The following is a 22,391-nucleotide window of genomic DNA, read 5'->3' on the forward strand; positions in this document are numbered from 1 at the left end:
TTCTCAGCTAACAGTTTCCCTATTCCTTATGAATAAAAAAAAGACTGCATTTTCATACAATCCAGTCCTTTATTCTTTTATTTTAACCTTGCTTCCCGTCGATCCCTGCAAAACTATATCCTGCATTACAATCAGAAGATCATTCATAAGATATAAGGATCTTCTTACAATGCTCGCAGCGATAAGCCTCGATCCGATCACCATATAGAATTTTCGACAGGCCTTTTTCGGTGTTTAATCGCATAGATTCACCTCTGCTCCTCCATTCTATTCCTGAATTGAAGGAATGGATCTGGCCTTCACACATTTCGCCTCCGCAATATGGACATTTCATCTTATTTTTCTATGCCTCCTCCGGCTTTTCGTATTTGCTCAGTCAATGTCAAACCTCTTTTGTCTTTATCCCATTATAACATAGATTCATTTTCTTCAAAAGCTTAATATAAACATGTTCCACAAACCACGGTTCTGTTGATCTCATCAATGCTTCTTCCGGTGAAAACCAGGCTACACCGCTGTTTTCATCTGCTTTTATGGAAACAGCCTCTTCTGAATCTGCCTCAAGGAGATATGTTAAGTTAAAGTGCAGATGGCTGGATACATATTTTCCTTTTTTCACATGGCCGTCTACAGTCAGGGATTCCAGGGAAAAAATCTCTTCTGACACCGGATGAACATTGGAAATCCCTGCCTCTTCTTTTACTTCTCTGACAGCAACGGACAGTAAATCCGTCTCACCATCTGCATGTCCTCCAAGCCAGGACCAGGAATTGTATATGTTGTGATATACCATAAGGACTTTCGTCCGTTCTCTGTTTACTACCCAGGCAGAAGCTGTCATATGGGCTACTGCATTTTCCCTAGAAAAAGCATTCTCATTATTTCTGATCCAGTCCAGGATCAGGATTTTATCTTTTTCTTCCTGCTCATTATATGGCTTGTATTTTTCTATCTGATCGATCAGTTTCTGGCGTGTTATCATTATGCACTCTGTCTCTTTCTTAAATATCCATAAATGTATTTTTAGTCAAGCGGATAAAAGCATCCGCTTCGCTACTTGCTCATAACCGGATAACTGCTTCACAGTTTATCAGAAGGAGCTTGTAACTGTCTTTTTTATTTAATACCCATTCTTTAACCGGACAATATTTTTTAATTTTTTTCCATTCAGATATCGTTCCATATTTTCCATGCAGATGTTCCAGATCATATCCTGGACTTCAGCGTTTCCACCGAAACTCGGGCCTGCAATGTGTGGAGTGATAAGGACGTTTTCCATATTCCAAAGAGGTGATGTCTCCGGCAATGGTTCTGTTTCAAATACATCCAGGACCGCTCCTTTTAAGTGGCCTTCCTCCAGTACTCTGATCAGGTCTTCTGTTGGAATGAGGCTTCCTCTTCCTACATTAACCAGAATTGCATCTTTTTTCATGGAATACAGCCGTTCGTAATTCAGAAGGCCTTTTGTTTCCGGTGTTCCCGGGAGACAGCCGATCACAATGTCCGCTTTCTGAAGCTGCTGATCCAGCGCTGTCAGATCATATACCTCATCAAACTCTTTCATCTGCTGCAAATGCTCCGGGACTGCAGTCCTTTTTATTCCAGCCACATGCGTTTCAAACGCTTTCATTCTATGGGCAATATTTCTTCCTATATCCCCTGTTCCCAGGATGAGAATGTTTTTTCCATATATGGTTTCTGATGATCGATTCTGTACCCAGAGGTGTTTCTGTTTGTTCTTCCAGTAGTTCGGAAGTTCACGGTACAGCGCAATGATATTCCCGATCACATATTCTGATATGATCTTTCCAAAAGCGCCGGAAGCATTGGTTAATGTAACTCCTGTCGGGAATGCTTTCATTTTTGTATATTTGTCCGCACCGGCCCAGGTCAGCTGGATCCAGCGAAGATTTTCTGCTTTCAGGATTTCTTCTTCCTCTGGCTCTCCGATCACTACTTCTGCTGCTGCGATCGCATCCTCAGTTTCTTTGCCCTGAAATGTAAATTCGCACTGATCTCCGAATTTTGTTGCAAACTGATTTTGAATTTCTGCATTGCATTGTGGTTTTAGTAAAACTTGTATTTTTTTCATGTTTTTCTCCGCAAATCATCTTTATCAGCTATATCCTACCATAATTAACAGCCATCTGCTATTATTTTCTGTTATTTCTGCCGCTGATACCTGGTCACTGCCAGGATCATGCAGACAAAAACTACCGCAAACATAACTTCCAGTCCAATGCCTTTCCACACCGATACAGCTGCCTCACCTGTAAGGTGGCTGTAACTTCCAAGAGTCTCATTTACGTTTTCATACCAGTACACAGGAAGAAACTGAGACACCTTCAGGACATTTCTGTCCATAATATTCATGGGAACAAACACACCACACAGAAAGCACATTCCAAGCGACAGAATATTTGCGATCCCGCTTAACATATTGCTGTTTTTTACAAAAAGACCGATCAGATAGGAAAGTGAAAGTGCCACTGCCATCATCACCAGAGTGTTCAGTACATAGTATCCGAAATTTTCTGAACTGAGAAATGTTTTTCCATACATAAGGATGGCTCCAGCCATACCGATTCCCCATAAGCCCCCGCCCATGATAAACATGGCCAGAAACCCTTCCAGACTCTGTCGTCTTGCAGAGATCGCAGATGCCTGCATTCTCTTTGGTATATCGTCTTTTTTGAAAGCCATCAGAACATATCCCATCACATAGCAAAGTAATGCAAGAAACAGATATGGAATATATCGGAAATAATAGAGCCATCCGGACGTACCACTGTTTTCATCTGTATCCAGCATGGTGACTTCTCCTCTTTTTTTATCCAGGATCGCTGTTGCCGCTTCCTTCTGGGAAAAACCGGCTTTCAGATATGTCCGCATTGTATTCAGGCAGCTCTCAAGCTGCTGATCCACATAATATGCCGAATAAGATCCGGGCACCTTGGTCACAGAAATACTTTCGCCGTTTACCATACAGTTCTCATAAAAATCCTCAGGAATCACCACGATGTACTCTACATTTCTGTAAAAAAGCTCTTCCTGAAGCTTCTCCCTGTTATCCTCCAGCATGGTCACGTGATGCGTACCTTCAAGCCATTTTACCAGTCCTTCTGCAAGTGGTCCGTTGTCTTTATCCACCACTCCGATCTTTATTTTTTCGCTTTCATAGCTGGTATAAGTTTCCTTACCGGCCGCTGCCTGAAGTGCCATTGTCACTCCGAAAAAAATGCCCAGATACAGGAGGATCAGACCTGTATTTTTTTTCATGATCCTCATATAGCCTTTAAATACTGTCATAACGTTCCCTCCTGACCATGAAAAAGGATGCCATCACCAGCACCACGCACATTACCGCCAGTGTGATTAGATTTCTATAGTATCTGGTCATATCATCATATACATTGATACAGTAAAACGCATCTGAGATCAGTGATGCAGGATTGATCCGGTTCACAAACGGAACACTTTTTTCCACGATATCCTTCATATTTCCGTTCATCAGTCCGGCAAGAAAGCTGCTTACCATAGAGATTCCAAGCATGAGCCCGATTCTGACGCCTTCCTGCATTTTTCCGAAGCTGCCTATAAACATTCCCATAGATACACCGATGAGACTTCCGAAAAAAGATACCACCAGCATTTTTCCCATCTGTCCCTGAAAATCCAGATTGAGAATATACCGGAGATACAGGATCAGAATGATCACGTCCACATAGCCCAGAGAAAAAGATGTCAGCTGGTCTGTAAGGATCAGCTTCAGCTTGTGGGTCGGCGTTACACACCGTCTGGCTGCCAGAGGTGTGATATTGGCCTGGATCCCGATCGCAGAGCCAAATCCGATAAAGCATCCATACAGGCAGGCCATGGCGATCAGTGCGTAAAAGAACTGCACATTTCCGTCAATGGTCCGGCCACCAAGAGATACCTCCTTTACCAGACTGTCAGTGCTTAACAGGTTTGTTATGGTTTCTATGTCCATCTCCGGATTTTTTTTCATGATGTTGGTGATGGTCGTTCTGGTGTTTTCACAGCTGTCGAGAACAGTCTGGAGGATGCTTTCTTCCATTCCGGTTCCTGCTACTGTAAGGGAAGGCTCTTTTCCCACGTAATAAATCCCTTTTATTTTTTTATCCTGTAATGCTTCCAAAGCTTCTTTTTCCGGCATTTCTTCTGCCTTTAAAAGATCCGGACTGCTTTTTTCCACTTCATCCAGATAGGTCATAAAAAACGTATCTGCCGAAGCTTTCTTCACCACTGCCACAGGAACCGTCTGAAAATCTGCCTCATTGATATTTCCGAATGCAAAGTAGAAAAAGGTTCCAAGCACAAGCGGAAATACCAACGGCCAGAATACAATGTTAAAATTCCGGATCTTGGAAAGAAAACTGTATTTCAGTAAATGCAACATCTCCCATCCCTCCTAATCTCTCAGCTGTTTTCCGGTGATCTCCAGAAAGACATCATTCAATGTGGGCAACTCGGAAAAGACTCTTCCAAAAGAAATATCCTGACTTTGCAGATAATTAAGAAGACGGATCAGGTTATGCTTCGCATCGGTACAGCGCACGACCAGCACCTCTTTTTCATACTGCACCTCAAACACATGCTCCAGTGTGCGGATATCCCGAAGATTTTTTTCTTCCAGAGCAATGGCTTCTACGGTGATGGTCTCTCCTGTTTTGATCATCTGCTTCAGTTCTTCTTTTGTTCCCTGAGCGATGACTCTTCCGTGATCCATGATGGCGATCCTAGTACAGATCTGCTCCACTTCTTCCATGTAATGGGATGTGTAGATAATGGTGGAGCCTTGGTGGTTCAGCGTCTGGATCCCTTCCAGGATCTTGTTTCTGCTCTGTGGGTCTACAGCTACCGTCGGCTCATCCATGATGATCAGTCTTGGCTTGTGGGCAATCCCGCAGGCAATGTTCAATCTTCGTAAAAGGCCCCCGGAAAGCTTCTTCGGGTACATTTTGCGGAAATCTTCAAGACCTGTAAATTCAATGGCATCCTCCACCAGCTCTTTTCTCCGTTTCCTGTCCCGTATGTAAAGGCCGCAGAAATAATCGATATTTTCCTGCACTGTCAGCTCATCAAAAACGGCTACATTCTGAAGCACGATCCCAATCTGTTCCTTGAGCTTATAGCTGTCCGGCTTCATCTCTTCTCCGAATATCTTTATTTCACCTCTGTCATATTTCAGAAGTGACAAGAGGCAGCTGATGGCCGTTGTCTTTCCCGAGCCGTTGGGACCAAGTAATCCGAAGATCTCACCCTCCCGGATATCCAGTTCCAGATGATTCAGTGCGGTAAGATCACCGTATCGTTTTACCAGATTTTCTATGTGGACCATACTCTGTGGCATATGTTTTCCTCCTTTTTTACAGTCCGTTAAGCAGGACTTTTATGTCTCTTTCGCAGAAATTCATATTTCTTCTATGATGCCATTATATCCTTTTCTTCTGTCTGCTCCAAGTGTTGAATGTCACCACCTGCGAATGACAAATGTCATGTCTTTTTCAGAAGGATAGATTTTTCTTTGCAGGGAAGGAACCGGTATATTATAATATAGACACATTGATTTCAGAAATTTGTGCAGCAAAAGGGGGTTCTCCCGGAACAGGATACGATTATCTGCCTGACTTTCGGAAAATGCTGTGATTCTGAGAAAGGAGGGTATATTTTTATGCGTTATTTTACAGATTCCATACTATTGCTTTTATACAGTACTTTAACATTTTTTTATGTGCCTGCAGATCAGGCTCTTGTGTTTGCCCTCCTTTTTGCGGTGATCCTTTGCTGCATTACTTATCTGGGCAGGGTATGTAAAACAGAATCCTGTTCACACAATTCTTTGCCAGTATTGAAACCCGCCGGAAATATCATTCCGGTTCTTACAGGAAGCTATGTGATCTTTGGATTATGTTCCCTGTGGTTTTCGGATCTTCTTCTGTTTTTCCCGCTGCTGCTGTATCAGACCTTATCTGCCGGGCTTTTTCCTCTGGCAGTGGCTGAGCTTCCACTTTGGGGATTTCTGGTTTTTCAGATCAATAGATTTCCGGCAGTTCTTTGTCTGCTTGGGATTTTTGGTTTCGTTCTCTCATTTTTTCTCTGGCTCTATGCCGGAAAATATCAGGCTCTTTACCAGGATTTTCATCAGATCCGGGATGACAGTGAGGAACATACGCTTCTTCTTTCTGAAAAAAACAAGGCACTTCTGGAAAAACAGGATTACGAGATTTATGCTGCTACATTGCGCGAGCGAAACAGAATTGCCAGAGAGATCCATGATAATGTGGGACATGTACTATCCCGTTCTATCCTTATGACTGCTGCCTGCAAAACCATCAACAAAAATGATTCTCTTGATCCTCTGCTTGGAAATCTGGAGGAATCCCTGAACGGTGCTATGAACAGCATCCGTTCCAGTGTCCATGATCTTCATGACGATGCGATAGATCTGGAAGATGCCATAAAAGGACTTGTAAAGGATTTCACCTTCTGCCCGGTGAATCTTACTTATGATATGTCCAGGCAGATTCCAAGAGAGGTGAAATACAGTCTGATCAGTATTACAAAGGAAGGGCTTTCCAATGTGATGCGGCATAGTAATGCGGGTTCTGTGGATATTCTTCTGCGGGAGCATCCTGCACTTTATCAATTGTGCATTGAGGATAACGGGACACCGGAAAATGGAATTCCGGATATTCAAACTGGATCAGACAGCAATAAGGCAAAAAATACTTCCGGTGGTATGGGACTGTCCAATATACGTGACCGTGCAAAGGCGCTGGGCGGTACGGTCCAGATTACGCAGGAGAATGGTTTTCGGATCTTTGTGACGATCCCGAAATCTGTTTCTAATTGAATCAGACAGATATTTCTCACTTTCCCGGAAACCTTCCTGATTTGATCAAAGTACTTTCCCGGCATATTGGATCCGTCTGTTTTTTCTGATCTGTAAATTTACTTTTTATAACTCATAAACAGGAGATTTTGACATGAAAATTATAATCGTAGACGACGACTGCCTGGTTGCAGGAGCACTAAAAACCATCCTTGAGGCAAACCCGGATATCGAAGTGACTGCCACCGGCTCTGATGGTGAAGAAGCCTGCTCTCTGTACAGAGAGTATCTTCCGGATATTCTTCTGATGGATATCCGTATGAAAGGAATGGACGGACTGGAAGCTTCCAGAAAGATACTGGATGAATTTCCGGAGGCTAAAATTCTTCTTCTGACTACTTTTTCCGATGATGAATATATCGTAAAAGCCCTCCGCCTTGGCACAAAGGGTTATCTTCTGAAGCAGGATTATACCAGCATTCTTCCGGCTCTTCAGGCGGTTTACTCCGGCCAGACCGTATTCGGCACAGAGATCATATCCAAAATCCCTGAACTCCTGCAGTCTTCCGACGGATTTGATTATGCTTCCAGAAACATCAGCGAACGGGAGCTGGATATCATCCGGCTGATTGCCAACGGATACAGCAATAAGGAGATTGCCACAGAACTGTTTCTCAGTGAGGGAACGGTACGAAATTATCTCAGTTCCATTCTGGATAAACTGCAGCTGAGGGATCGGACTCAAGTTGCTGTTTTTTATTATAAGCATAAGTAAAAATCTCCTGCATCCAAATTCCTGTAAATATTTATTAATTTAATAGAATCGGAGGATTCCTCACAATGAACCGCTATCTTACTATCTATATCCCGAAAACAGCTGTTCCGGCACCTGTCTCCCGCTTTCTTCGCACGCAGGCAGGTCTTACAAAAAAGCAGATCAGCCAGGCGAAGTTTCGTCCCGGTGGTATCCGGAAAAACGGACAGCAGTGCCGGGTAACGGAAACCGCTTATCCCGGGGATCAGATCATAATATGCCTGGAAGCGGACGATGTGGATTCTGCCCAGCTGGAATCTTCATCCTTTACTGTCAATTCGTCTAATCACAATTTCCAGTTCTCCGCAGACGCAATTTCATATTCTGATTCCGCAGCTTCAGAATTTGCAGGTTCTGATGTCAATTCTCACAATTATCATTCACCGGCTACAACGTCACAGTTTCTTCCTGAGTTGGCGATCATATACGAAGACCAGGATATCCTCGCCATAAATAAACCTGCCGGGATTGTCACTCACCCTTCCGGTTCTCACTACAGTGACAGTCTCGCCAACCAGGTGGCTTCCTATTTCCGTTCCAAAGGAGAGCCTACCAAAGTCCGGTCTATCGGACGATTGGATAAAGAAACTTCCGGTATCCTGCTCTTTGCCAAGAACCAGACTGCTGCCGCCAGATTACAAAATCAGCGTGCGGAGGGGCTTTCAGAGAAAACCTATCTGGCTGCAGTTTCCGGTTTCATGCCTGTGGATGAAGATGGAGCTTTTCACAGGATCTCCGTTCCCCTTGCACCTGACCCGGATAACCGTCTGAAAATAGTCGTATCCACAGATGGCACGCTTCCCGGAAGCAAACATGCAGAAACCCTTTATTCTGTTCTGAAATCTACCGGCCCTGACGCAGCAGCTCCGGCTTCTCTTGTAATGCTCCGTCTGAAAACCGGCCGTACCCATCAGATCCGTGTACACATGGCATCTCTCGGGCATCCTCTTCTGGGTGATTCTCTGTACTGTTTATCGGACATATCGAATCCGTTTTCCCGGGCTGCACTCCACGCATGGAAGCTTAAATTTCAACTTCCATTTTCAATTGATGAATCTGCTTCCGACACCCGGGCTGCCATGCATCATGACAAAAATGACAAAAATGAAATCTCCCTGGAAGCACCCCTCCCGGAAGATTTCAAAAAATTCTATGAAACGATATTCTGAAGCCATACGCCTTTTTTTACAAGGATAAATCCAATGACACATTTCATCATATCCGCTGCCTGGACCATTGCATAGATCACAAGTACAGGCAAACCTGTAAAACGGCTTAAGGTAAATGCGATCGTCACACTTACCACCCAGATAAACACACTGTCAAATAGAAATGTAACAATGGTCTTTCCGCCGGAACGCAAGGTAAAATACGTTGCATGCAGGAATGCATTCTGCGGCATGAAAAATGCTGTGATCATAATAAAATATTTCGCCAGAGTACGTGCCTCAGCATTGGTATTGTAAAGCCTTGGAAACAGTGGTGCCATCACAAACATCACGGCTGCCACGCAGGTACAGCAGAACACAGAGAATGCGATCATCTTGTTGTCCGTATCTCTGGCTTCCTTCATCTTACCTGCCCCCAGAAGCTGTCCTACAACAATGGCTACCGAATCTCCAAGTGCGATAAATACGATATTAAATACATTGTTGATGGTATTGGAAATATTTAATCCCGCAACCACGTTCAATCCACGGACTGAATAACACTGTGTCAGCATGGCCACTCCGGCTGCCCATAAGGTCTCATTCAGAAGCAGCGGGGTTCCCTTAATAAGTATCTTCTTTGTCAGGTTCGCCGGAACCTTTAATGTTGAATACAGCCCCTGTGCAAAAATATTCTTTTCTGTATGCTTATGTGTCCAGCTCAGAACAATGCAGGCTTCCACATATCTGGAGAGCACTGTGGCAACAGCCGCACCTCTTACTCCCATTTCCGGGAATCCGAATTTTCCATAGATCAGAAGATAATTAAATATCAGATTGATCAGCACTGCCACGATCCCGGCCTTCATTGGAAGTACAGTCTCACCGCATTCACGTAAGGTACTTGCATAGACCTGCACCATCATAAATGGCGGAAGTCCCAGAAGCATGATCCATAAATACTGTTTCCCATAAATAAGAGTATCCCTGATTTCCTGTGCGGTTCCGTCACCTTTTAAATACATGCTGATCAGTGAACCCCCTGCTGTCAGAAACAGTATAATGGTGATCGCTGTCAGAATCACTGCCATCCACAGTTTATAACGAAGTGTCTGGCGGACACCCTCATGATCCTTCTGTCCGAAATACTGTGCTGTAAAAATTCCCGCTCCGGACACCCCACCGAAAATGCATAGATTATATACAAAGATCAGCTGATTGACGATCGCTGCTCCAGACATTTGTTCTGTACCGATACGACCGATCATGATATTGTCCAGAAGACTGACAAAATTTGTAATTCCGTTCTGTACCATGATCGGTACCGCAATAGACAGGACCATTAGATAAAATCTCTTATCTCCTACGAACTTTCGGAAAAAAGAAGATTTCTCTTTTACCTTCTCCATAAATTCTTCCTCCTTGTTTTTCGTTTTCCTTCATCCAAAATTCTCCACAAAAAGAAGACTGCCCACCCGAAACAGTCTTCCCCTTCGTAAGCGTTGTAGCTACTACCTTACTACAAACTTCTTTTATTTTCAATAGTCTTTATAACGATAAATCCCCGTTTTTTTGTATCTTTTTACTCCACCATACGGCTCTCATCTGCAATATATTCAAAGTAGTCAAAGTCCGCACATTTTTTGTGGAGAACGCGGTCTGCACAGGTGATCCCCACCATGGTTCCTGTAAATTCTCCGTACTTACAGTACTCATCAGAAAATCTTGTGGTGTCAAAGATACGTCCGATCTTTTCATAAGTTTCTCCGTCATAGCTCCACTCAAACCAGGATTTTCTTCCCTCTATATAAAGTCTCAAATAAACCGGTTTATCTTCTACCGGAATTCTGGTATTCAGGAACTCTGTTTTTTCTCCGTTTTCCAGATGGATGATGGACAGCGCACTCTGTCCCAGGGTTTCACTGTAATATTTCCGGAGATTGATATAATTCATGTTGTCGTAATACAGAATCAGGCCTGCGCTGTGCTGATGTACTTCCGGTGTGAATTCCATCTTTGTGGTGACCCGCGCATATACACTTGTGAGCTTTCTAGCCAGGATACTTACTTTGTTGAGAGAGGTTCTGGATTCCTGTCCACGAAGACGCACATAGCCTTTTCTTGCTTTCATATCAGCAAAACGCTGAGGCATGATCCTTGGAGAATAATAAAAATTTCCAAGTTCATCCCCATCGAAATCATCAAAGTCCGGAGTTTTTTCCACCGGATATTCCGGAAGGGATGTTTCCGGCACCTCAATCTTCGCCAGATTGCTTCCATCTGCCATGCGAAGCCAGTTATCTTCTGTCCACATCATTTTCTGAATTGCAGTTTCTCTTCCAAGTGTACAGCGGAGCTCCGGTACAAACGGTCTTGCACAGAGATGTACCAGATACACTTCTCCGGTAGGAAGCTCCACATAGCTTCCGTGTCCGGATTTCTGAAGAACAGAGTCCGGGTTATAGTACTTTGGTTTCAGATGATCCGGATCCTGGCGCTCATAGGATTCTCCCGGAACGCTGGTAACAATCGGGTTCTTTGGATCTTTTTCATATGGTCCCCATACATTTTTGGACCGTCCCATTGTCACGCAGTGATTATAACCTGTACCGCCTTCTGCACACATAATGTAATAATATTCCCCACGTTTTGTAAGATGCGGTGCCTCAATGCATCCCCGGTCTGTCCCACCTCGCCAGATTCTCTTCGGATAACCGATGATCTCTTTTTTCTCAGGAGAATATTCTACCATACAGATAGCGCCTGGCTTCTCATAGCCTTCTCTTGTCTCCCACTCCAGAGATACCACATATTTTTTTCCGTTGGTATCGTGAAACAGAGAAGCATCAAAGCCGGAAGAATGAAGATAAACCGGCTCACTCCACGGTCCGTGGATATCTTTTGCACAGATCAGGAAATTGTCCACATCAAAATATCTGGCGTTCATGGAATTCATTACTCCGTAAACAACATAGAACATATCCTCTTCCTCACAGTAGGTCAGGCACGGAGCCCAGATTCCCTTTGCGCTTGGAAGCTTCTTGAGATCTACTTTTTCGTCATCTGTAATAACATGTGTATACAGTTCCCAGTTTTTCAGATCTTTTGAATGATAAACCGGAATTCCCGGAAACCATTCAAAAGTAGAAACTGCCATATAGTAATCATCGCCTTTCCGGCAGATGCACGGATCCGGATTGAAACCCGGAAGTATTGGATTTATAATCATATTATTTTTCTCCTTTTCCGGCCGGAAACCAGCCAAAATCAACGCACCGTCCCAGATCCCAGCTGTCCCAGCCGATCCAGCCCGGAGTATTCACGGTATCTGTAAGCAGTTTATAGCTCCAGTAAAAATATCCGCTGCATTTATCCCAAAGCTCCAGCTGTGCCTTCGCCAAAGCCGCATAGATTTCTTTTTTCTCTTCTGTGGAAAGACTTTCCCGTTCGCTTCCTTCCACTCCGTTGAGCACACTCTGTCCGCCTTTTGTATCACAGCCGCATGCAAGGGAATTGAAGAGACACCATTCACCGCAGATCACCGGGAAATATTTTTCCATCTCCGTAATCTGTGGTTCCAGCTCCTCACGCACATATTTCAGATATCCCTCGATCGTCTGACTGCAGCCTCTTGCCTCTGCCACCATCAGATACTGATGAGTATCCAGAATCACATTGGAATATTTTTCTTCCTGCATAAAGTCCTTCCACGCCATCAGCTCAAAGCCGTCGTGGAGCACAACGTATTTTTCCTTTGGCATGTAAGTACTGATCCGATCGTATGCTTCCAGATAAAATTTTCTTAAGAATTCCATGGTGATCGGGGCTGAGCCTTTTGCCAGCTCCGGATCTGCCGGTGCATAACGGTTCTGCACATCCATAGTCCCCCACATATTCTCAGTTACAGGTTCATTCAACGGCTGTATGCCAAACAGACCTTTTCTATGACCGTATCGTTTTGCCAGACGTTCCAGAACTCCAAGAACAAATTCTACCTCATCCGGATTCTGTGCCCATTTACACACGCCGCTGATTCCACCGTTATCAAAACCATTCTGGCTTAACGGTACAGTGTGAAGATCGATCAGAATGGTAAGTCCGTACTTTTCCGCCCAGTTAAATGCTTTATCCAGTTCTTCAATGCAGCCGATAAATGGCTTTCTGTCCCCAAATATAAAATATGGTACCGGAATACGGACAGAATCCATTCCCATTCTTTTTATGGTTACAAAATCTCTTTCTGTGATGTACTCCGAACGATGGATTTTTATCCTTGCTTCATATACCTCCGGTGAAAGCTGCGTTGGAAGATAATACTCATCTTCCGCTGTTGTTCCCTCAAACAGGGCCGGGTTCATCCATTTCTCCAGAACCAGCCAATTTCCAAGATTTACGCCTTTTATATTCATATCCGGTACTCTCCTTTTACTTCTGTGTACGCTTTTTCAGATCTTCGATGATTCCGGCAAATTCCTTGTCCAGATGATAAAATTTCATGATCACAAGTCCGCATACATAAACTGCGATCGGAATCCATACAAAGCAGATTTTAATAGAAGTCAGTGCAGATTCTGTCTGTACAGCTGCAGTTCCCACATAGCCGCCGATTTCCAGAATCAGTCCGAGAAGTGCAGATCCTATTCCATTTCCGATCTTATATCCAAAGCTGCAGGCACTATTTACAAGGCCCTCTGTACGGCAGCCTGTTTTCCACTCACCATAATCGATCGTGTCGGAAACCATTGCCCACATAGTTGCACCGCCACAGGCATTACCAACACCACGGATCACACTGGAAATCACAATGATCGCCATGGAACCACCGGAAAAATTCAGTACCAGCATTCCAATGATATCCAGGATAAGACCAATAGAAAATACATTTCTCTTTCCAAGTTTCTTAACCATCATGGCAATAAAGAACATTCCGCAGATCTGTACAATATTAAAAATACCGTTGATCGTACCTACCAGATTTTTGTCGCCGAGAATATCTTTTGCATAATATACAGTCGCACCACCGTTAACAGAATACATAAGGAAGAAAAGGGCAAGCATACCTGTCATCATGATCCAGTATTTGTTTTTGAAAAGTGCTTTGATACCTGTTACAAAAGGCACATCCTCTGCCTTTGTCTCTCCGCTGTTCTCAGATGCACGTACACGTTCCTTTGTTCCAAAGAAAGTAAATAAAAATGCTACGATTGCCACAAAGCCAAATACTACAAATGTTTTAGTCCATGCTGCTGCATTGTTTCCGAAGTGCTCCACCAGCGGAAGTGTAAATGTATTGATCGTAAGTGTTCCGGCTGTTGCCAGAAGATTTCGGAAAATACTTAAAACAGAACGCTCATACGGATCCTGTGTCATCAGTGCGTTCAGTGCAGAATACGGTACATTGATTGCTGTATAAATCACTGTAGATACCAGATTATATGTGATAAATACATACACCAGCTTCGGTGTTGATGCCCAGGAAGCCGGAACGGAAAACAGAAGGATTCCGGATATTGCAAACGGAATACACATACGAAGAATCCATGGCCTTGCTTTTCCATACTTGGATTTTGTACGGTCAACGATCACACCCATGATAATATCACTGATTCCATCAAAAATACGCGAAACCATCATAATGGTTCCCACTGCTATCGCACTGACATTGGCATAGTCCGTATAATAGAACAGCAGAAACGCTGACATTGCTGTATAAATAATGTTACATCCGAAATCACCACAACCATAAGAAAAACGTTCCACAATTTTTCCAAAGGTCAATTTACTCTTTTGATTCATATTTTTTTACTTCTCCCTTTGTTTTATTTCACATTTCCATGACCATGAAGCTTTGTTTTATGGTATTATACTATCATAACGATTCTGTATCTATTAGGTCAAAAAAGCTCCAATATATAGGTCAATATTCTCTTTTTGCAGGAGGGTTTTATGGATAAAAAAGAAATTTCCTATGAGATCATAGATTATTCGGGTGTCACCAACGTTAAATTTTACACTTCTACAGACAACGGAAGCTACATTCCGTCGCACTGGCACAGGGCTGTTGAGATCCTTTATATGCAGGAAGGCGCTCTTGATGTCACCATAGAAAATACCAGCTTTACCATCCACCCGGGAGACTGCATCCTGATCAATGCCAATGTAATTCATTCCACCAAATGCACAGTTCCAAATAAAGCGATCGTTCTCCAGGTTCCTGTGGATTTCATGGAAAAATATATTCCGAATGTTCAGCAGTTTATGTTTATCTGGGATCATCATACAAAAGATCCCGTAAAAAGAACAAAACTGGAAATGCTGAAAACGACTCTGGAGCAGCTTCAGATCATTGACGATATCCGGCCAGATGGTTTTATCCTGCGTTTTAACAGCCTGATCTTTGAGCTTCTTTTTCAGCTGTATCACAATTTCCGCGTCCGGATCTTTCACAGTGATCTAAGCCAGCAGAAAAAAGATCTTGACCGGCTGAACTTTGTTCTGAATTACATTGCCGAAAATTATCAGCGTCCCATATCTCTGGACGAGATTGCCGGTATCGCTTACCTGCAGACCGGCTATTTCTGCAGATTTTTCAAGAAAAAAATGGGAGTTACTTTTCTGGAATATCAGAACGAATACCGGCTTTCTTTTATTTACAAGGATCTTATAAACACCAAAGACCCTGTTCACATAATACTGGAACGGCATGGTTTCACCAACTACAAGCTGTTTCGACGAATGTTTCAGGAACATTTCGGATGTACGCCTACCAAGGTACGGAAAAACACTCAGAACGCCAAGGACTGACAGGCCAGCGTTCTTATTTTCGTTTAACAAAAAATCTTCCGGGAGCGTATCTCACAGACTCCCGGAAGATTTTTTATCTTAAATATTCTAAATTTCTCAGTATCTTATAATTCCCGTCCATTGGTCTCAATAACCTTTTTATACCAATGAAAGCTCTTTTTCTTATAACGCTTCAATGTTCCGCTTCCGTCATCATTACGGTCTACATAAATGAATCCGTAACGCTTGCGAAGCTCTGCTGTCGATGCACTGACAAGGTCGATGCATCCCCATGTAGTATATCCCATCAGATCTACGCCATCCATGACAGCCTCTTCCATCTGGCGGATATGATTGCGGAGATATTCGATACGGTAATCATCCTCTACAGGCATCTCGCCATCAGCACCCTGCACCAGCTTGTCCATGGCACCAAGGCCGTTTTCCACGATGAAAAGCGGCTTCTGATAACGATCCCATAGAGTGTTCAGTACATAGCGCAGTCTCTTCGGGTCGATCTGCCATATCCTCTGTTGTATTTTCATTTAAAACTGCATCCATGATCTGTGCAATGTCCATCACTTCCGAAAACTGAAATCTTTTCAGGATTTTCTCTTTATCTGTGTGTATCCCGTAACGCTTATAATATTTATGCAGTTCCACCTTGTTCAGCACGCCCAGGCTGAACGGGCCTGCAAAATAATACCGTTCCTCTGATCTTACACAGATAAAATAAATACTGTCTTCCTCTTTCATTAATCCTTCTCTCAGCTGGCTGTTCCTGAAAATCGGATTCAGTTCTGAATTTCTCTGATAGCTTGACAACGTTTCGTCTGCCTGACAAAAAATATCAACGCCTGTCAGTTCAGCCAATCTGTTTAATATGTATTTTTTATGATCACCCATAAGCAATTTCCCCAACTCTCCTATAGCAATTCACAAAATCAGTGATGCTGTAAAATCCATGTATCGTGTCTATCTGCTATTCATCATAACACAGACTCTTTGCAAATTGTATAGGATTTTGCCGGGTACGGAATACTCCGTAATTACAGTTTCATCGCTCCGCGGATACAGGTTTCGATATAATCTTCGCCAAGATCAGTGTTCAAGCTGAGATCAAAATTGCCTGCTGCTCCCCACATTCTTCTTGTGTAATAACGGTAGTTGTCTGCACGGAGCTTTTCATTTTTCTGTACGACTGTCTTTGCCTCTTTTTCAGAGATATTCTGTCTTTTGGAAACTCTTTTGATTCTGCTCTCAAGAGGTGCTGAGAAGAATACCTTCAGACAGTTTTCTGAATTTCGAAGAACATAATCTGCACACCGTCCCACGATCACGCAGTTTCCTTTTTCTGCAAGCTCACGTACTACCTTTGACTCCGCCGCAAAAATCTTATCCTTCGGTGCCTCATCCTGAGAATTACTGTTTAAATACATCTGATTGACAAGATCATAGAGGAGGCTGTTTGTCATGATCTCCTCATTCTTTTTAATAAATTCCGGTGTATAGCCTGTTGTTCCTGCTGCCATCTGAATGATCTCTGCATCATAGAAATCATAGCCAAGCTTCTCTGCAAGTGCCTTGCCGATATCGTGGCCGCCACTTCCAAACTGTCTTCCTATAGCGATGACATTTTTTCCCTGAATGCCATGCTGTGTCTGAGCCACCTGTTCTCTCTGCTGTTCTTCCTGAACAGTCTCCGGAAACAGCATTATTTTTACAAAAGCAAACTTCTTTCCGAAAAGTCTCGCGATAAATCCAACCAGCAGTGCGGCAATTACAGTACCTTCACGCACACCGTCCAGTCTGCCTGCAAAAACAAATGACAGTACTGCGGCGATCACAGCCATGGAAACATCAAAGCAGATCTTGGTAGTTCCGAAATTTGTTTTCCAGGTAAGGACGATCGCGCGGACAAAAGATTCTCCCGGAAGCATAACTACATCGGCCAGAACCTCCATGTACACACCAAAACCGAGGATCAGACATCCGATGAGAAGATAAACGATCTTCATCACATACATCTCCGGGTTTACCCAGTAAAAAAGAAGCATGGTAAGATCGATAAAATATCCGAATACAATGGATACCGGAATCTGTAAAATATGCTCCAGTTTAAAATTCTTTCTCAGGATTATCAGCTGCAGTACGATCAGAAAAATACTGAAAAAGATGGTAAAGTTTCCGAGCGTAAACGGGAAGTTAAGGCTTAATACATACGGGATCGATGAGATTGGCGACGTTCCCAGGTTCGCCTTGGTGATAAGACTGACTCCCAGCGAGTTCACAAACAGTCCTACCAGAAAAATCAGATATCGTTTCAGTTTGTCCATTATTTATTCCCCTCTCTTTTTGTTTCATTTATTTTGCATTAAGATTTTTATAAATCTTTTCAAATGTCTGCATAAATCTTTTCTGTTCTTCTTCAGAAATACCGGAAAATGCTGTTTCTTCTATTTTTTCAAAAGCAGCTTCCACAAGCTTCTGATTTTTCTTACCGGATTCTGTCATAAAAATATGAAAAGTCCGACGGTTTCCGTTGAGCATTTTTCTCTCGATCAGGCCTTTCTCCTCCATGCGGTTCAGTATGGAGGTCAGTGATCCTGCTTCGATCAGGCATCCTGCCGCAATTTCCTTCTGGCTGGCACCGTCATGATCCTTCAGATAATCCAGAACTTTCGGCTGTCCCAGCGTAAGACCTGTGGTTTTCAGCTGCTCCATGAGCTTTTTCTGGATCATCATCTGATTTACCATGGCCAGATAGTGAAATGAATCCTGCATTTGTATGTTCACTTCCTCTCCTTTATCTAATCAAACGGATAAAAGCATTCGATTTAATTATGTTAATAGTTATAATTCAAATGTTTAGAATTATAACTATTTTATTTTGCTGTGTCAATATGTTTTTTATATTTTGTCTGGAATTGTCTGGAATATTGCACAATTTATCTTTCTTATTTTTATGAAAAGCACACAATATATGTGTGTTACAGCGTATTAGTGTAAAAAAATAACAGCTATTCTTACTTTCACATCTGTAAAATGTTCGTAAGAATAACTGTTGAAAACTGTTATTTATATACTTCTTTATGAATTTGGATTTGGACAAAGCACTCTGCTTATTGCTCGCCACAACCACGCAGAAAACTTACTTATAGCAATTCAATAAATTATGCTGTCTGTTCTTTTTTCTTAGTAACTGTGAGCAGATGACTCTTGATCAATACCGGACGAACCGCATTATAGATGATTGCTACCAGGATCACTGATACAACCGCATTGACAAAGGTTGCCGCCGCGCTCATTTTTGCCAGTGCCTCTGCAAGCTTCTGTGGCTGCCCTAAAATATACTGCTTGTAAAAATATCCCACGATCGGATCAGCGATTACATTAAATGCAAGTCCTGCGATGGATGCGATCACACTCCATTTAAAAACATATTTCTTATCTGTGCTCTCATTGATCTTCGCGATCTTATGTGCCACAAGACCTACGATCAGACCGATACAGAATTTCAGGATAAAAGTTTTCGGCGCACCTGTAATATAAACCGGATCCATCACATCCGCGATTCCCATTCCGATCGCACCTGCAAGTCCTCCATATACGCCGCCAAGAAGTAATGCCGCCAGCACGCAGAAAGCATTTCCGATATGGATTGATGTTGCATCTCCACCCGGCACTGGGATCTTGATCTGCAAAAATGTAAAGGATACGTAGCATAACGCTGCAAGTAATGCAGTTTCTGCAAGCTTGACTACTGTGTTGTTCTGTGTGTTCATAATAATGTCCCCTCTCGTTCTGTTATTACTTTTGTGTATGATTGTTTTAGCGTGTCAGTGTAATAACACAGATGTTATGATACTTTATGAGTGGATATATGACAAGTGACAATTTTTATTCTTTTTTAGGGTACAGTTTTGTAAGTTAGTAAAATATCACTCAAATCGCAAACAGTGCAAAATAAAGATGCAAACATCAAAATAAAGATATAAATATCAAAATTAAGATATATGTAACACTGATTTGTTGTTAAAATATAGTTGTCATAATTCGTTTAACATGATTTGAAATTTTTTATAAAAAATGTGCTAAAAACAATCAAAGGAGATAAAAATATGATTCAGAACAAAATGTTTGAACTGGTTTTTCACCCTGGAAAACCAGACGGCTCAGAAACACTTGCCGATATCAAAGCTGTATTCACAAACGGCAATTCCTCTCAGTCGGTTAAAGGATTTTATGATGGAAACGGAACCTATAAAGTACGTTTTCTTCCACACGAAGCCGGAGTCTACTCCTAGAAAGTCACAGGTGCCGTAGAAGCAGAAGGACAGGAAAAATCGATGTCATCGATACCTGGAACATGACAAGAAAAGCCATCATGACCAGCGCCAGCGGAATCACGTGGCTTGATCTTGGCGAAGCAAAAGAAGGTATTGCATTTCTTGCTGTGGAAGAATAATATCGTGATAAAATAAAAGACGGAAAGTTCTTCTCTGTTTATTTTGAGAAATGAACTTTCCGTTTTTTTATTTATTTCGTTAAGTTTATATAATTATGCATATCTCAAACAAATATAACAAAAAAGCAATATCTAAACCGAATAGTTTAAATATTGCTTAATTTTTATACTCTCAAAACTACATACATGCTTTGTTGATGGTTAATCACTTGAATCAATTACGACCTGCTTTTTGGTCAAGCCCTCACCCGATTAGTAACAGTCAGCTCCATGTGTTACCACACTTCCACCTCTGCCCTATCTACCTCGTCGTCTTCAAGGGGGTTTACTTCATAAGAATGGGATATCTCATCTTGAGGGGGGCTTCACGCTTAGATGCCTTCAGCGTTTATCCCTTCCGGACTTGGCTACCCGGCCATGGCTTTGGCAAGCCAACCGGTCCACCAGCGGTCCGTCCATCCCGGTCCTCTCGTACTAAGGACAGCTCCTCTCAGATATCCTACGCCCACGCCGGATAGGGACCGAACTGTCTCACGACGTTCTGAACCCAGCTCGCGTACCGCTTTAATGGGCGAACAGCCCAACCCTTGGGACCTACTACAGCCCCAGGATGCGATGAGCCGACATCGAGGTGCCAAACCACTCCGTCGATGTGAACTCTTGGGAGTGATAAGCCTGTTATCCCCAGGGTAGCTTTTATCCGTTGAGCGATGGCATTCCCACTTAATACCACCGGATCACTAAGCCCTACTTTCGTACCTGCTCCACCCGTCGGTGTCGCAGTCAAGCTCCCTTCTGCCTTTGCACTCTTCGAATGGTTTCCGTCCATTCTGAGGGAACCTTTGGGCGCCTCCGATACCCTTTCGGAGGCGACCGCCCCAGTCAAACTCCCCGCCTGGCATTGTCCCACCGCCGGTTCACGGCGGCTGGTTAGAAGCCCAATATCACAAGGGTGGTATCCCAACAGCGGCTCCGCGGCAACTGACGTTACCGTTTCTCAGCCTCCCACCTATCCTGTACATGCAACACCGGACCCCAGTGCCAAACTGGAGTAAAGCTCCATGGGGTCTTTCCGTCCTGGCGCGGGTAGCCAGCATCTTCACTGGCACTTCAATTTCACCGGATGTATTGCCGAGACAGCGCTCAAATCATTACGCCTTTCGTGCGGGTCGGAACTTACCCGACAAGGAATTTCGCTACCTTAGGACCGTTATAGTTACGGCCGCCGTTTACTGGGGCTTAAATTCAAAGCTTCGCGTTGCCGCTAACCTCTCCTCTTAACCTTCCAGCACCGGGCAGGCGTCAGCCCATATACCTCACCTTTCGGTTTCGCATAGACCTGTGTTTTTGCTAAACAGTTGCTTGAGCCTATTCTCTGCGGCCTGCTCTCGCAGGCACCCCTTCTCCCTAAGTTACGGGGCCATTTTGCCGAGTTCCTTGGCAATACTTCTTCCGCCGGCCTTAGGATTCTCTCCTCATCCACCTGTGTCGGTTTACGGTACGGGTACAATATGAACGATAGCGGCTTTTCTTGACGCATGGCTCACGGGCTTCGTTACTAAAATTCACTCCACATCACGTCTTCCCATTGCATGGCGGATTTTCCTACCATACTGGTACCTCGCTTGTACCGGGCTTTCCATTCCCGGCTCCCACTCTCCTTACGTGTCCCCACAGTTCTGTCATACTGCAGTACAGGAATATCAACCTGTTGTCCATCGGCTACGGCTCTCGCCCTCACCTTAGGTCCCGACTCACCCAGGGCAGATCAGCTTTACCCTGGAAACCTTGGATATTCGGCCTAGAGGATTCCCACCTCTATCTCGCTACTCATTCCGGCATTCTCTCTTCCATGCAGTCCACAGCTCCTTACGGTACTGCTTCTTCCCGCATGCAATGCTCCTCTACCAATCTTTTCAGATTCCTTAGTTTCGGTGGCGCGTTTCAGCCCCGGACATTTTCGGCGCAGGACCTCTCGACCAGTGAGCTATTACGCACTCTTTGAATGTATGGCTGCTTCTGAGCCAACATCCTGGTTGTCTTCGAAATCCCACATCCTTTTCCACTTAACGCGCACTTTGGGACCTTAACTGTAGGTCTGGGCTCTTTCCCTTTTGACCGCCCAACTTATCTCGTGCAGTCTGACTCCCGGTGATATCTACACGGCATTCGGAGTTTGATATTCTTCGGTAGGCTTTGACGCCCCCTAGGAAATTCAGTGCTCTACCTCCGCAAGACTCACACCGAGGCTAGCCCTAAAGCTATTTCGAGGAGAACCAGCTATCTCCGGGTTCGATTGGAATTTCTCCCCTATCCACACCT

At 43.6% G+C, this 22,391-nt stretch carries 18 protein-coding genes, 1 rRNA gene and 1 pseudogene (1 of these 20 running past the window's edge); 5 read left to right on the forward strand and 15 right to left on the reverse strand.

Going from position 1 to position 22,391, the window contains the following annotated elements; genetic code table 11:
• Positions 1–139: 139 nt before the first annotated feature.
• The 6 genes from CCC70_RS16745 to CCC70_RS12720 all read right to left on the reverse strand — a co-directional run bounded on the left by CCC70_RS16745 (position 140) and on the right by CCC70_RS12720 (position 5,362).
• Positions 140–334 carry a PF20097 family protein gene (locus tag CCC70_RS16745; RefSeq protein WP_442859731.1) on the reverse strand — a complete coding sequence of 65 codons (195 nt, stop codon included), beginning with the start codon at positions 332–334 and terminating at the stop codon, positions 140–142.
• 48 nt (positions 335–382) lie between these two features.
• Positions 383–982, reverse strand: coding sequence for an NUDIX hydrolase (locus CCC70_RS12700; protein ID WP_287084985.1), 600 nt, complete (start codon positions 980–982; stop codon positions 383–385).
• A gap of 138 nt (positions 983–1,120) precedes the next feature.
• Positions 1,121–2,092 (reverse strand): D-2-hydroxyacid dehydrogenase, encoded by a 972-nt coding sequence (locus tag CCC70_RS12705; RefSeq protein WP_287084986.1) that lies wholly within the window; start codon positions 2,090–2,092, stop codon positions 1,121–1,123.
• A 71-nt stretch (positions 2,093–2,163) separates the two neighbouring features.
• Complete coding sequence (locus CCC70_RS12710; protein ID WP_287084988.1) at positions 2,164–3,309, reverse strand: ABC transporter permease; 1,146 nt, start codon at positions 3,307–3,309, stop codon at positions 2,164–2,166.
• Positions 3,296–4,420, reverse strand: a complete 1,125-nt coding sequence (locus tag CCC70_RS12715; RefSeq protein ID WP_287084989.1) for an ABC transporter permease — start codon at positions 4,418–4,420, stop codon at positions 3,296–3,298. Before CCC70_RS12715 ends, CCC70_RS12710 begins: the two co-directional genes overlap by 14 nt.
• 12 nt (positions 4,421–4,432) lie before the next feature.
• Positions 4,433–5,362: an ABC transporter ATP-binding protein gene (locus tag CCC70_RS12720; RefSeq protein WP_287085010.1), complete on the reverse strand. Its 930-nt coding sequence runs from the start codon at positions 5,360–5,362 to the stop codon at positions 4,433–4,435.
• A gap of 333 nt (positions 5,363–5,695) precedes the next feature.
• Between CCC70_RS12720 and CCC70_RS12725 the strand changes: the two genes are divergently transcribed.
• From CCC70_RS12725 to CCC70_RS12735, 3 genes are all read left to right on the forward strand, one after another.
• Positions 5,696–6,877 carry a sensor histidine kinase gene (locus CCC70_RS12725; protein ID WP_287084990.1) on the forward strand — a complete coding sequence of 394 codons (1,182 nt, stop codon included), beginning with the start codon at positions 5,696–5,698 and terminating at the stop codon, positions 6,875–6,877.
• A gap of 133 nt (positions 6,878–7,010) precedes the next feature.
• Complete coding sequence (locus tag CCC70_RS12730; protein ID WP_287084991.1) at positions 7,011–7,631, forward strand: response regulator; 621 nt, start codon at positions 7,011–7,013, stop codon at positions 7,629–7,631.
• A 65-nt stretch (positions 7,632–7,696) separates the two neighbouring features.
• Positions 7,697–8,839: an RluA family pseudouridine synthase gene (locus tag CCC70_RS12735; protein WP_287084992.1), complete on the forward strand. Its 1,143-nt coding sequence runs from the start codon at positions 7,697–7,699 to the stop codon at positions 8,837–8,839.
• Here the strand turns inward: CCC70_RS12735 and CCC70_RS12740 are convergent.
• The 4 genes from CCC70_RS12740 to CCC70_RS12755 form a co-directional block, all read right to left on the reverse strand.
• The gene (locus tag CCC70_RS12740) at positions 8,821–10,227 is read right to left on the reverse strand and encodes an MATE family efflux transporter (protein ID WP_118514777.1); all 1,407 of its coding nucleotides are present in this window, start codon (positions 10,225–10,227) and stop codon (positions 8,821–8,823) included. The genes CCC70_RS12735 and CCC70_RS12740 overlap by 19 nt on opposite strands.
• A gap of 173 nt (positions 10,228–10,400) precedes the next feature.
• Positions 10,401–12,047, reverse strand: coding sequence for a glycoside hydrolase family 43 protein (locus CCC70_RS12745; protein WP_287084993.1), 1,647 nt, complete (start codon positions 12,045–12,047; stop codon positions 10,401–10,403).
• A gap of 1 nt (position 12,048) precedes the next feature.
• Complete coding sequence (locus CCC70_RS12750) at positions 12,049–13,227, reverse strand: glycoside hydrolase family 5 protein (RefSeq protein WP_287084994.1); 1,179 nt, start codon at positions 13,225–13,227, stop codon at positions 12,049–12,051.
• A gap of 16 nt (positions 13,228–13,243) precedes the next feature.
• On the reverse strand, positions 13,244–14,614 hold the full coding sequence (locus tag CCC70_RS12755) for an MFS transporter (RefSeq protein ID WP_118514783.1): 1,371 nt from the start codon (positions 14,612–14,614) through the stop codon (positions 13,244–13,246).
• Positions 14,615–14,764: 150 nt separating this feature from the next.
• Between CCC70_RS12755 and CCC70_RS12760 the strand changes: the two genes are divergently transcribed.
• The gene (locus tag CCC70_RS12760; protein WP_287084995.1) at positions 14,765–15,622 is read left to right on the forward strand and encodes an AraC family transcriptional regulator; all 858 of its coding nucleotides are present in this window, start codon (positions 14,765–14,767) and stop codon (positions 15,620–15,622) included.
• A gap of 104 nt (positions 15,623–15,726) precedes the next feature.
• Here CCC70_RS12760 and CCC70_RS12765 read toward each other — a convergent pair.
• The 4 genes and pseudogenes from CCC70_RS12765 to CCC70_RS12780 form a co-directional block, all read right to left on the reverse strand.
• A pseudogene (locus tag CCC70_RS12765) lies at positions 15,727–16,125 on the reverse strand (family 1 glycosylhydrolase); the annotation flags it as partial.
• Between the two features lie 525 nt (positions 16,126–16,650).
• Complete coding sequence (locus tag CCC70_RS12770) at positions 16,651–17,937, reverse strand: cytidylate kinase family protein (protein ID WP_287084996.1); 1,287 nt, start codon at positions 17,935–17,937, stop codon at positions 16,651–16,653.
• A gap of 28 nt (positions 17,938–17,965) precedes the next feature.
• On the reverse strand, positions 17,966–18,385 hold the full coding sequence (locus CCC70_RS12775; protein ID WP_118514789.1) for a MarR family winged helix-turn-helix transcriptional regulator: 420 nt from the start codon (positions 18,383–18,385) through the stop codon (positions 17,966–17,968).
• A gap of 389 nt (positions 18,386–18,774) precedes the next feature.
• Positions 18,775–19,386, reverse strand: a complete 612-nt coding sequence (locus CCC70_RS12780) for an ECF transporter S component (RefSeq protein WP_118514791.1) — start codon at positions 19,384–19,386, stop codon at positions 18,775–18,777.
• Positions 19,387–19,722: 336 nt separating this feature from the next.
• On the opposite strand from CCC70_RS12780, the gene CCC70_RS12785 reads away from it, so the two are divergent.
• The gene (locus CCC70_RS12785) at positions 19,723–19,908 is read left to right on the forward strand and encodes a DUF5060 domain-containing protein (RefSeq protein ID WP_287084999.1); all 186 of its coding nucleotides are present in this window, start codon (positions 19,723–19,725) and stop codon (positions 19,906–19,908) included.
• 393 nt (positions 19,909–20,301) lie between these two features.
• Here CCC70_RS12785 and CCC70_RS12790 read toward each other — a convergent pair.
• Positions 20,302–22,391, reverse strand: a 23S ribosomal RNA gene (locus CCC70_RS12790) (it continues 797 nt past the right edge of the window).

This window comes from Blautia sp. LMAG:89, assembly GCF_008679485.1.
In the GTDB taxonomy this organism is placed as follows: Bacteria; Bacillota; Clostridia; order Lachnospirales; family Lachnospiraceae; genus Blautia_A; species Blautia_A fusiformis.